Source organism: Methylorubrum thiocyanatum, assembly GCA_014138645.1.
GTDB classification, from domain to species: Bacteria; Pseudomonadota; Alphaproteobacteria; order Rhizobiales; family Beijerinckiaceae; genus Methylobacterium; species Methylobacterium thiocyanatum.
Genome location: JACJIB010000001.1, coordinates 627,954 through 639,682, shown reverse-complemented (window position 1 = coordinate 639,682; position 11,729 = coordinate 627,954). Strand labels below are relative to the sequence as shown.

At 70.6% G+C, this 11,729-nt stretch carries 9 protein-coding genes; 7 read left to right on the top strand and 2 right to left on the bottom strand.

Annotated features, from left to right (window positions below):
* Positions 1–33: 33 nt before the first annotated feature.
* The 3 genes from HNR51_RS02975 to HNR51_RS02965 all read left to right on the top strand — a co-directional run bounded on the left by HNR51_RS02975 (position 34) and on the right by HNR51_RS02965 (position 5,341).
* Positions 34–924 carry a DMT family transporter gene (locus HNR51_RS02975; RefSeq protein WP_012454083.1) on the top strand — a complete coding sequence of 297 codons (891 nt, stop codon included), beginning with the start codon at positions 34–36 and terminating at the stop codon, positions 922–924.
* A gap of 171 nt (positions 925–1,095) precedes the next feature.
* Positions 1,096–2,784: an acyl-CoA dehydrogenase family protein gene (locus HNR51_RS02970; protein ID WP_182553911.1), complete on the top strand. Its 1,689-nt coding sequence runs from the start codon at positions 1,096–1,098 to the stop codon at positions 2,782–2,784.
* Between the two features lie 145 nt (positions 2,785–2,929).
* Positions 2,930–5,341 carry a putative bifunctional diguanylate cyclase/phosphodiesterase gene (locus tag HNR51_RS02965; RefSeq protein ID WP_182553910.1) on the top strand — a complete coding sequence of 804 codons (2,412 nt, stop codon included), beginning with the start codon at positions 2,930–2,932 and terminating at the stop codon, positions 5,339–5,341.
* Between the two features lie 16 nt (positions 5,342–5,357).
* On the opposite strand, the gene HNR51_RS02960 is transcribed toward HNR51_RS02965, so the two are convergent.
* On the bottom strand, positions 5,358–5,534 hold the full coding sequence (locus HNR51_RS02960) for a hypothetical protein (protein ID WP_012454080.1): 177 nt from the start codon (positions 5,532–5,534) through the stop codon (positions 5,358–5,360).
* Between the two features lie 87 nt (positions 5,535–5,621).
* Positions 5,622–6,896 carry a glycosyltransferase family 4 protein gene (locus HNR51_RS02955; protein WP_182553909.1) on the bottom strand — a complete coding sequence of 425 codons (1,275 nt, stop codon included), beginning with the start codon at positions 6,894–6,896 and terminating at the stop codon, positions 5,622–5,624.
* A gap of 225 nt (positions 6,897–7,121) precedes the next feature.
* Here HNR51_RS02955 and HNR51_RS02950 point away from each other — a divergent pair, with 225 nt between their 5' ends.
* The 4 genes from HNR51_RS02950 to HNR51_RS02935 all read left to right on the top strand — a co-directional run bounded on the left by HNR51_RS02950 (position 7,122) and on the right by HNR51_RS02935 (position 11,694).
* Positions 7,122–8,339 carry a glycosyltransferase gene (locus tag HNR51_RS02950; protein ID WP_182554021.1) on the top strand — a complete coding sequence of 406 codons (1,218 nt, stop codon included), beginning with the start codon at positions 7,122–7,124 and terminating at the stop codon, positions 8,337–8,339.
* A gap of 315 nt (positions 8,340–8,654) precedes the next feature.
* Complete coding sequence (locus tag HNR51_RS02945) at positions 8,655–9,008, top strand: phasin (protein ID WP_012454077.1); 354 nt, start codon at positions 8,655–8,657, stop codon at positions 9,006–9,008.
* Between the two features lie 182 nt (positions 9,009–9,190).
* Positions 9,191–9,979, top strand: coding sequence for a phasin family protein (locus HNR51_RS02940; protein WP_182553908.1), 789 nt, complete (start codon positions 9,191–9,193; stop codon positions 9,977–9,979).
* Positions 9,980–10,209: 230 nt separating this feature from the next.
* On the top strand, positions 10,210–11,694 hold the full coding sequence (locus HNR51_RS02935) for a DegQ family serine endoprotease (RefSeq protein ID WP_141951324.1): 1,485 nt from the start codon (positions 10,210–10,212) through the stop codon (positions 11,692–11,694).
* Positions 11,695–11,729: the final 35 nt, after the last annotated feature.

Here is an 11,729-nt window from a genome sequence, read left to right as displayed (position 1 = left end):
ACAGGGTCGGTGGCGTGCTGCCTGCCGGACGCCATGTCGCGCTTTCTCTCGAGCCTCATCCCCGCCGCCTTCGTGCTGATCTGGGCGAGCGGCTTTGCCGCCGCGCGCTACGTCGCCCCCTATGCCGAACCGCTGGCCTTCGTCGCGGTTCGTCTCGCCCTGGTGGCGCTCGTCCTGGCGGGTCTCGCGCTGGTCTTGCGCGCCCGCTGGCCGCGAAGCGCCGCGGGTTGGGGCGACGGCATGGTCGCGGGCGTGCTGATGCAGGGCATCTACGTGGCCGGGGTGTTCTGGTCGGTACATCGGGGCCTGCCCTCGGGCATCGCCGCGCTGGTCGGCAGCCTCCAGCCGCTGCTGACGGCGGCGGTCTCGCAGCCGCTGCTCGGGGAGCGGGTCACGCCGCGGCGCTGGGCCGGGATCGGGCTCGGCTTCCTTGGGGCGGGGCTGGTGCTCGGGCCGAAGCTCGGGGCGGTCGATGGCGCCGGCATCCCGCCGGACGCGCTCGCCGTCTCGCTCGCCGCCATGCTGGCGATGACCGCCGGCACGCTGTGGCAGAAGCGACGGGGGGCCGGCGCCGATCTCGTCGCCAATGCCTGCCTGCAATTCGTCGGCGGCACCGCCTTCGCGATTCCGCTCGCGCTCGTCGCGGGCGAGACGCATCTGACCCTGAGCCTGCCGCTCGGCCTCGGCATGGCGTGGTCGGTCCTCGTCAACTCGGTCGGCGGCATCCTGCTGCTGCTGGCGCTGATCCGGCGCGGCGCGGTGGCCGGCGTCGCCTCGCTGCTCTTCCTCGTGCCGCCCGTCTCGGCAGTGATCGCCTACCTCATGTTCGGCGAAACCCTGACCCCGGTGCAGATCGCCGGCATGGCGGTGGCCGCGGCCGGCGTCGGCCTCGCGAGCGGACCTCAGACAGGTGCAAGACGGTGAACCGTATGATGAATTCAGCCTAAAGACGGGGGATGCGGCGATGAGAAACCACTATTGTGCCGGCGATCCTGCCTATAAAGAAACCAACAGACCGCTTTCCTGAGAACCGCGCTCGTTCTCGCCGAACCGGCCTCCGATTCGGCTCCGAGCGCATTGAGAAGAGAGTCCCACATGGCCGCATCCCCCGCCGTCCAGCCCGCCAACGATCCGACCGATTTCGTCGCCCTGGCCAAGGACGCCGCCGCGGGCGCCAAGGCTCTCGTCGCCGAGGCGACCGCCCGCGTGAAGGCGCGGGTGACGGGGTCTGAGGGCAAGCTCGACGCGGGTGCGCTGGAGCGTGAGCAGCACGCCGCCCACGGCCTGTCCTGGCTCGCCACCTACGGCGAGGCGGTGCGCGAACTCGCCGACTACGCCGAGCGGCTGCAGGGCGAGGGCACGTTCGGCGAGACCGAGGCGCTGCTCGTGAAGATCGGCGTCGGCGAATATCTCGACCAGATGTTCGGCGGCATCCCGATGAGCCAGGGCGAGATCGTACGCCCGACCGCGCTCGGCTTCACCGCGGCGGAACTCGCCTCCCTGCGCACGCCGGCCATCGACGCGGCGATCGCCGAGGGCAACACCCCGGCCAACCGCGCGGCGCTGGTGGCCAAGATCCGCGAGGCCGCGACCTCGGGTGCGGCCACCATCGGCGTCTCGGGCCTCGACGAGGACATGGAGGCGATCCGCACCGAGATGCGCCGCTTCGGCAAGGCCGAGGTGGTGGAGCAAGCCCACGAGTGGCACCTCGAGAACGCCTACATCCCGATGTCGATCGTCGAGAAGATGGCCGAACTCGGCGTGTTCGGCCTCACCATCCCCGAGGAATACGGCGGCATGGGCATGCCCAAGGCCGCGATGTGCGTGGTCTCGGAGGAGCTGTCGCGCGCCTATATCGGCGTCGGCTCGCTCGGCACCCGCTCGGAGATCGCCGCCGAACTGATCCTGTGCGGCGGCACCGAGGAGCAGAAGCAGCGCTTCCTGCCGCGCATCGCCTCCGGCGACATCCTGCCGACCGCCGTCTTCACCGAGCCGAACACCGGCTCCGACCTCGCCTCGCTCCGCACCAAGGCGGTGAAGGAGGGCGACGTCTGGAAGATCACGGGCAACAAGACCTGGATCACCCACCCCGTGCGCGCCGACATCATGACCGTGCTCGTGCGCACCAAGCCGGAGGAGAAGGGCCATCGCGGCCTCTCCATGCTGATCGCCGAGAAGCCCCGCGGCGACGATGAGAACCCCTTCCCGGTGGAGGGCCTGTCCGGCGGCGAGATCGAGGTGCTCGGCTATCGCGGCATGAAGGAGTACGAACTCTCCTTCGAGGGGTTCGAAGTGCCCGCCGGCAACCTGCTCGGCGAGATCGAGGGCAAGGGCTTCGCCCAGCTCATGCAGACCTTCGAGTCGGCCCGCATCCAGACGGCGGCGCGCGCCATCGGCGTGGCCCAGTCGGCGCTCGATATCGGCCTGCGCTACGCCGAGGAGCGGGTGCAGTTCGGCAAGGCGCTGGTGGAGTTCCCCCGCGTCGCCGACAAGCTCGCGATGATGGCGGTGGAGATCAACATCGCCCGCCAGCTCACCTACTTCTCCGCCCGCGAGAAGGACGAGGGCAAGCGCTGCGATCTCGAGGCCGGCATGGCCAAGCTGCTGGGCGCCCGCGTCGCCTGGGCAGCCGCCGACAACGCCCTGCAGATCCACGGCGGCAACGGCTTCGCGCTGGAATATCCGATCAGCCGCGTGCTGTGCGACGCGCGCATCCTCTCGATCTTCGAGGGTGCCGCCGAGATCCAGGCGCAGGTGATCGCCCGGCGCCTGCTGGAACAATAAGCCCGACAGATCCCGCGACCGGCCGGTTTCTACTGACCGGGAGCGGGACGCGTCTTCGATCCGGCCCGAATAGCCGGCTCATATACTTCCCTTCAACGAACGCCACTTATGCCGTGCCTCGGTCTTCCCGGAGCACGGCCTTCGCTTGTCCATCCCGACATCAGGCGCGCAAGCCGCCGCGCTGATCCAGCACTGGCGCAGCAGCCGCACCCGGCCCGGAGCGATGCCCGGCTACAGCGACGTCGTCCTGGGCAGGCTCGGCCGCCTGGCCGACCGCTGCGCCCTCGTCACCACCCGGGACGGCCGGGCCGAGCGCATCCTCTGGGGCGGCCCGGGATTCCGTGACTGGTTCGAGGACGAGATCCACGACCGGCCCCTCGCCGGCCTGCCCGAGGAGATCCGCCGTCCGGTCGAGGAGATCGCCGTCAGGGCCCTGCGCAGCGGCGAGCCGGCGAGCGCGCGCTGCGACCGCATCACCGACGGCATCGTCACCACCTGGGGTCTGGTCGGGGTTCCCCTCGCCGATGGCGGCGGTACCCCCCTTCTCCTCATCCATGTGGACAGCGACGCGGTCCGCACCGAGCTGATGCAGGCGATGTTCGGCGCGACCGGCCAGGGCCTGATGGCGGTCGGCGCCATCCGCGACGCCGAGGGCGCGGTCGTCGACTTCAAGATCGTCGCCGCGAATCAGGGCGCCGCCGAGATCTTCGGGCGGGCGATCGCAACCCTGCAATGGCAGCGCCTCGGCGCGCTCGTCCCGGCGCGGCTCGGCGTGACGGGGCTCCTGGCCGGGATTCTCGGTCGCTCCGATCGGGCGGTCTTCGAACTCGCCTCCCCGCGCTCCGACGGGACGGTCCTGCACCTGAAGGTCGAAGCGCGGGCGATCGGCGACCTCATCGCCGTCGCCATGACCGATATCGGGGACATCAAGGCGCGGGAGGCCTCGTTCCGGTTCCTGTTCGAGAACAATCCCCTGCCGATGTGGCTCGTCGATGGGGAGACGGCCCGGTTCGTCGCGGTGAACGAGGCGGCCATCACCCATTACGGGTTCGACCGTGAGGCGTTCCTGGCCCGGCGCCTGCCCGACCTGTCGGAGGCCGGCGCCCCCGGCCTCTCCCGCGACGGAGGCCTGCACCGCCATCTCAGGGCCGACGGATCGATGATCGAGGTGACGCTGTTCGAGCGCTCCCTCGCCTTCGAGGGCCGGCCGGCCGTGCTCGGGGCGGCCATCGACGTGACCGAGCAGCGCCGCGCCGAGGCGCGCATCACCCATATGGCCCACCACGACGCGCTGACGGGCCTGCCGAACCGTGCCTTGTTCGCCGTCCGTCTCGCCGAGGCGATCGCCGAGCACGCCCGCACCGGCGTCGCGGCCGCTCTGCTGTGCCTCGACCTCGACAAGTTCAAGTTCGTCAACGACACCCTCGGCCATCCCGCGGGCGATGCGCTGCTCCGGCAGGTGGCGGAGCGGATCACGGCCTGCCTGCGCCGGGAGGATCTGGTCGCCCGGCTCGGCGGCGACGAATTCGCCGTGCTGCTGCGCAATCCCGACGCGGCGACCGTGGACACCATCGCCGGCCGGATCATCGAGGCGCTGTCGCGCCCCATCCGGCTCGGCGACCGGGAGTGCCAGATCGGGGTAAGCGTCGGTTTCGCCCGCCTGCCCGAGCACGGAACGGAATCCGATATCCTGCTGCGCAACGCCGACCTCGCCCTGTATCGGGCCAAGGCGGAGGGCGGTAGCGTCGCCCATGGCTTCGAGGCGGCGATGGACAGCTGGGCCCGGTCCCGGCGCCGAAGGGAGACCGACCTGCACGAGGCTTTCGCCCGGGGCGAACTAACCCTCGCCTATCAGCCCGTCCTCGGCGTCCGCTCACGGGAGATCCTGGGCTTCGAGGCATTGCTGCGGTGGCAGCATTCCGTCGAGGGCGCGATTCCCCCGTCCGACTTCGTGCCCCTGGCCGAGGAGACCGGATTGATCGTGCCGATCGGCGCCTGGGTCCTACGGCAGGCCTGCGCCGAGGCCAGCCTCTGGGCCGATCCGATCCGCGTCGCGGTCAACCTCTCGCCGGTGCAGTTTCGCGATCCCGGGCTCGTGGCGACGGTGCGCGAAGCGCTCGCCCTCTCGGGGCTGGCGCCGCAGCGGCTCGAACTGGAGGTCACGGAATCGGTGCTGCTGGCCGCGAGCGAGGCCAATGTGGCGACGCTCCACGCCCTGCGTCAACTCGGCGTGCGGATCGCAATGGACGATTTCGGCACCGGCTACTGCTCGCTGAGCTACCTGCAGCGGTTCCCCTTCGACACGATCAAGATCGACCGTTCCTTCGTGAACCGGCTCGGCGACGATCCGCACTCGACGGCGATCGTGCGGGCGGTGATCGGCCTCGGCGCGAGCCTCGGCATCGTCACCGTGGCCGAAGGCGTCGAGACCGAAGCCCAGTTCGCGCACCTGCGGGCCGAGGGCTGCGGCGAGGTTCAGGGCTACCTGTTCGGCCGCCCGGCTCCCGCCGCGGAGGCCCGCCGGCTGATCCGGAGGGAGCCGGACCTCGCGGCGTGAGCCCCGGCGCCTCGTTTTACTTCGTGATCTTCACGGAAACCGGGTCGCTCGAGGGGAAGGTCTCCTCCAGCGCCTCGTCGAGGCGCTCGTCCTTCTCGTCCTTCCGGTTCTCCGCGAGCGACGTGTCGCCCTTGCCGTCCTGCTGGAAGCCCTTGGGCTTGGTCTCGTCGGTCGGTTGCGTCTTATCGGACACGGGGGGCCTCGCTGTCTGTCGTCCTGCGCCGCGATGCGGCTTCCGATACGGACCAACGCGAGCGAGCCTTCCTGGTTCGTGTCACCGTCAGGGTCCCGCGGGCGCGGTGCCGCGTAAGGTCGGACGCTCCGTCGCTCGCGGAGCGGGCCGCGCCTCGCGCATCACGAGGCCGTAGACCTGCTCCAGCCGGTCGAGATGCGCCGCGACGCTGAGCGGGGCCGACCAGTAGCGCTCGTAGGCGCGCTCGGCCATGCGGGCGGCGAGCGCGTCGTCCGAGAGCCGGGTCAGGTGGGCGGCGAGCGCACCGGCATCGCCCGAGCGGAACCAGAAGCCGTTCTCGCCGTCCTCCACCGCCTCGCGGCCGGCGCAGGCATCGGAGACGATCACGGGGCAGCCGCAGGCGAGCGCCTCGTAGACCGTGAGCGGCTGGCCCTCGTACCAGATGCTCGGGAAGACCAGCGCCCGGGCTCGCCGCATCAGCGCCTGCACTTCGGGTCCGGACTTCCAGCCGAGCATCACCGCCTCGGGATAGCGGGCCTTCAGATCCGCCGCGCTCGGTCCGTCGCCGACGAAGACCGGGCGGATTCCGGCCCGCCGGGCTGCCTCGGCGAAGATCGGCGCGCCCTTCTCCGTCGAGATGCGTCCGACGAACAGGAAATCGTTGCGGCCCTCGTGGTGCGGTGGCGGCCGCTCCACCGAGATCGGGTTGTCGATCCGGTGGAACACCGTGCGCGGCGGCAGGAGCGGAGCGATCACCCGCTCCTGCAGCGCGCTGATCGTGACCACGTGGCGGAACAGGCCGGGCAGGCCGGCGACGTGCTCCAGGCCGAGATGGCGCACCACCCGCAGGAGCTTGCGGGGATAGGAGCGCGCGTCACAGTTCGTGGTCAGGCAGGCCGCGGACATCGGCGTGCGGTGGCAGATCCGGTCGGCCGGATACTCGTAGAAGCCCCCGTTGGGGCAGACGAGGAAGAACTCGTGCATCGTGTAGAGGCACGGCAGCCCGGAGCGACGGATCGCGGTGCCGATCGCGGGCGAGAGCGCTTTGGCGAAGGCGTGGACATGGACCAGCGTGTCGCGGGGGTCGCACAACGTCAGCTCCGAAAAGAGGCGGGCGGACGCTGTGGTGTTCCAGATCGCCTGGGCGGCGAAGGCGAGCTTGTTGGTGGTGGAGGCGATGTCGTCCTGCCCGAGGCAGACGACCCGCACCCCGCTCTCTTCGAGACGCGGATCGACCGGGCCGACCGCGGCGAAGACCGTGACCCGGTGGCCGCGCTGGCGCAGGCCCACCGCCGAATCGAGGGCGACCTTGGCCTGGCCGCCGTTGATATGGGCATGGTCGAGAACGAGGACGACGTGCACGGCGGCTCCCGGTTCTTCCCGGCGGATCGTCCCGCGAGCCGGTTGCCGGCTCGCGGGACGATCCGCAAACAATCCGCCCATGTTTACCGACCGGCAGTTGATCGCCCGTAAACCTTGAGCGGATGTTCGCCGCACGGGAGCGGCCTCGTCTGCGGAGCGTCGTTCTTGTCCGAGAATCGGATCCCCCGTCGGAACGGCGTGCCCGCCTCCGAGCGAGGCGCATCGCTGCACGTGGCGATCCTGGCCGAATTCGCCGCCGCGAGCGGCGGTGCCGAGAAGGTCGCGGTCGAATCCGCCCGAGCGCTGGCGGAGGCCGGGGCAGCGGTGACCTACATCCAGGCGATTCCCGGCCCCGTCGATCCGCTGCTCGATCATCCGCGGGTGCATCGCCTCGACCTCGGCTTGCCGGATGTGTGGTCCCTGCCGGCATGGCGCGGCGCGGCCTCGGGGATCTGGAACGGCGAGGCCGCCGCGCGCCTCGCCGCCGCTCTCGACGGCCTTCCGAGCCCGCCCGATTGCCTCCACCTGCACCAGTGGACCCGCGCGCTCTCGCCCGCCGTGCTGCCGGTGCTGCTCGGCCGCGGCACGCCGCTGGTGCTGACGCTGCACGACTACGCCCTCACCTGCCCGAACGGCGTCGATTACCGCTTCGACCGGGCCGAGCCCTGCACCGTCGCCCCGCTCTCGGGCGCCTGCCTCGCCGCCCCCTGCGACCCGAAGAGCCGGCTGCACAAGGGGGTGCGGGTCGGCCGTGCCGCCGCCCTGCGCGTGGCGTTGAGAGGGGCCGACCTCGACGTGGTCCATGTCTGCGACGGCAGCCGCGCGCGGATGGAGGGGCGGTCGGGGGCTTTACGCCTGCGCCATCACCGCATCGACAACCCCGTGCGGGTGGAGCGGCGCGAGCCGGCGGCCCCGGAAGCGGGCGAGGCGGTGGCCTATGTCGGGCGCCTCACCCCGGAAAAGGGGGCGGATCTCGTCGCCGAGGCCGCGCGCCGGGCCGGGTTGCCCGCGCTCTTCATCGGGGCCGGCCCGCTGGAGGCGCACCTCCGGGCTCAGGGCGCGGAGGTGCTCGGCTGGATGAGCCCGGAGGCCGTCGAGACGATCCTGCGCCGCCGGGCTCGGGCGGTCTGCGCGCCCTCGCGCTGGGTCGAGACCGGGCCGCTCACCGTCTACGAGGCTCTGGCCCAGGGCATTCCCATCGTGGCTTCCCGCCGCTCCGGCGCCGCGGAGAAGGTTGCGGATGGTGAGACCGGTTTCGTCGTCGAGCCGGAGGTCGAGGCGCTGGCCGGTGCCTTCCGTGCTCTCAGGGACGATCGCCTGGTCGCCCGCTTCGGACGCGCGGCCTACGACCGGTACTGGCAGGCGCCGCTGACGCTCGCCGCGCATGCGCGCGCTCTCCTGGCGCTCTACAGCCGGCTCGCGGAAGAATCTTTTATGCGGTAGTGCGGCATGAGTGAACCGATCCCCTCGCCCGCCGCCATGCGCCGAACGGCCTGAACCCTTGGCATTGACCACTTTTTGTCACTATAATGCAGACGTTCCGCAGACCGCCTGGGCAAATGCGAAGACGAAACTCCATTTATAACAAAAGCATACTCTCAGCCGGCCGCCGGTTGGACATTGTTCGGCACGGGCTCGAAACTGTCCTTGACTTTCATGTTGCACCGCAACATACGAGGTGCGGGCCGGTTCGCCGCAGGGAGGCCTTCGAGGCGCCCTGAAACCGCATTCTCCCGGTCCGTCTGACAGGAGAGACAGATGAGCACCCAGAGCTTCGAGATCCCCGCCGAGTTTCGTGACTTCGCCGAGAAGAGCGTGGACCAAGCCCGCAACGCTTTCGGCACGTTCTTGAACGGTGCGGTGAAGACCTCCGAGCAGCTCCGGAGCTCGGCTTCCACCGTCCAGTCCACGCTGCACGCGGCGGTTCTCAAGAGCCTCGACCACGCCAAGGCCAACGCCGAGACCACCTTCGACTACGCGCAGCGCGTCGTGCGCGCGAAGGACCCGCGCGAGGCCTTCGAAATCCAGTCCGAGTTCCTCAAGACCCAGTTCGCCGCTCTCCAGGCCCAGGCCAAGGAGTACGGTGCCCTCGCTCAGAGCGCCGCCCGCTAATATCGGCCCGGCTTCGGGCCGCGGTGCCTGAGGCATCGGGGCCCGTCGCGCGAGCTCGGCTGCCGAATCCGCGATCGTCGGACTCGGCAGGTCCCGTGCTCCGACGCTATGCTCTGCCGCAGCACTCCAGGCTCGGCCCGGAAACGTGCTGAGGCAGAGGGTTTCGAACGAGGAGAAGATCCATGTCGACGAGCCGCCGCAGGGGACGCTCACCGGGAGCGCCCGCCCGACCCCAGCCGCCGACCGTCACCACGACGCAAGCCGGGGTCGCCGACGCGCTTTTGGCGGAAACGCCCGTCGGCAAGGATCAGGAAGAGAGCCCGCAGGAGACCAGCGCGGAGCCCGTGAAGGGCGAGGCGGAGGCTCCCGCCGTGGAGGCCGCTGCCGAGCAGCCCGCCACGGATGGCCCAGCCGCAGATGCGGTCAAGGACGAGGAGGTTGCGGTCGAGACCGGCGCATCCTCAGAGACGGCTCCGGCCGAGACGCAAGCCACCGAGACGCAGGCCACCGAGACACAGGCCGCGCCGGCCGAGGCTCCGTCGGAGGAGCCGACGGAAGCGGTCGCTGCCGCGGCGGAAGCCGTGGCGACCGAGACCGGCGACCTCATCAAAACGCAGGCTGAAGTGCTCGCTGTGGCCGCGCCGCCGGTCCCGGCCGCGTTGACGCCGTCCGAGAACGCCGGTTCCGACGCCAAATCCAGAACGCACAGCGTGCGCATCGGTGCGGACTTCGCGTTCGTCCCCCCGTTCGCGCCGCTGACCGAGATCAACGCCAAGCTGTTTGCCTTCGCCCGCGGCGAGAGCGAGGCGGCCCTCGCCCATTTCCAGGCACTGGTCCGGGCCAAGTCCCCGGCGGAGGCGATCCGCCTCCAAGTCACGGAGATGCAGCGTGCCGCCGACGCCTCGCTGACCTGCTTCAGCGAGATCGTGCGCAGCGCCAACCGCCTGACCGACATCGCTCGCCGGCACTGAGCCCGCGCGCAGCGGAACCGACGATCGGGGCAGTCGCCTGACGGGCGGCTGCCCCTTTTGCATCCGGCGCCCCGCCGGCCGTTCGGCCCCTGCGCGACGATCGGGCGCCGGAGGCAACGGCTTCTCCGGACATGCCCCCTCCTCTCGGAGCGAGGCTCCGGCCCCTCGCCCGCCGCGGCCGCCGGGTCTACATAGCCCGCACCGCTCCAGCGACCTCCGGGAGATCCCGCATGCCCTCCTCGCCGCTTCTGCCGGCCTGCCTCGTATCCGCGCTGCTCCTCGCCGCCGCACCCGCCGGCGCACAGATGGCGAACACGCCCGGAAAGCCCGCGCCGGAGAAGGGCTCATCGGAGAAGAGTTCGCCGGATAAGGCGGTGCCTCTGTCGAAGGGCGAGATCCAGCTCTCCTTCGCCCCCGTGGTGAAGCGGGCCGCGCCCTCGGTCGTCAACGTCTACGCCTCGCATGTCGAGAAGCGCTCCGCGCGCTCCAACGCCATGGAGGAGTTCATGCGCCGCTTCTTCGGCGAGGACCGTCCGGGCCGCGGCCCCGGCGGGATGCCCGGCGAGCGGGCGCAGCGCTCCCTCGGCTCGGGCGTGATCGTCGATGCCTCGGGCCTCGTCATCACCAACAACCACGTCATCGAGAACATGAACGAGGTGAAGGTGGCGCTCGCCGACAAACGCGAGTTCGAGGCGCAGTTCGTGCTGCGCGATCCCCGCACCGACCTCGCCGTGCTCAAGATCAAGAGCCCGGCCGACATCGCGCCGATGCCGATCGGCGATTCGGACCATCTGGAGGTCGGTGACTTCGTGATGGCGATCGGCAACCCGTTCGGCGTCGGGCAGACGGTGACGCAGGGCATCGTCTCGGCGCTCGCCCGCACCCAGGTCGGCTCATCGGACTACCAGTTCTTCATTCAGACCGACGCGGCGATTAATCCGGGCAATTCCGGCGGCGCGCTCGTGGACCTCAAGGGCCACCTCGTCGGCATCAACACCGCGATCTACTCGCAATCCGGCGGCAGCCACGGCATCGGCTTCGCCATCCCCGCCAGCATGGTCCGCGCGGTGGTCGAGACGGCCAAGAGCGGTGGCAGCCTCGTGCGCCGGCCCTGGCTCGGGGCGCGGGTGCAGACCGTGACGCCCGACATCGCCGAGAGCGTCGGGCTCGACCGGCCGACCGGCGTGCTGGTGGCGAGCATGCAGGCGAAGAGCCCGGCCGAGGAAGCGGGGCTCAAGCGCGGCGACGTCATTCTCTCGGTCGACGGACAGACCGTCGACGATCCGGAAGCCTTCGGCTACCGCTACGCCCTCAAGGGCATCTCCGGCACCGCCGATCTCGCCATCCTGCGCGGCAGCAAGCGGCAGACGATCGCCGTCAAGCTCGGGCCGGCCCCGGAGACGCGTCCGCGCGACAGCCTCAAGGTCCGCACCCGCACGCCGTTCGCGGGCGCGACCTTCGTCAACACCTCGCCGGCCGTGAGCGAAGAGCTGCAGGCCGACCTGCCGGACGAGGGCGTGGCGGTGACCGCCGTCGACGAGGGCTCGCTCGCGGGCCGGGCAGGCTTCCGCAAGGGCGACGTGATCGTGGCGGTCAACGGCGTGCCGGTCGCCTCGACCAAGGATCTGGAGCGGCTGACGCAGCGCAATCCCGGCCTGTGGGAGGTTGCGATCAACCGCGGTGGCGAAGTGCTGACCTCGGTGTTCGGCGGGTAGGGCGTCGTCGCGCATGGATGAAGCCGGGGCCGCCT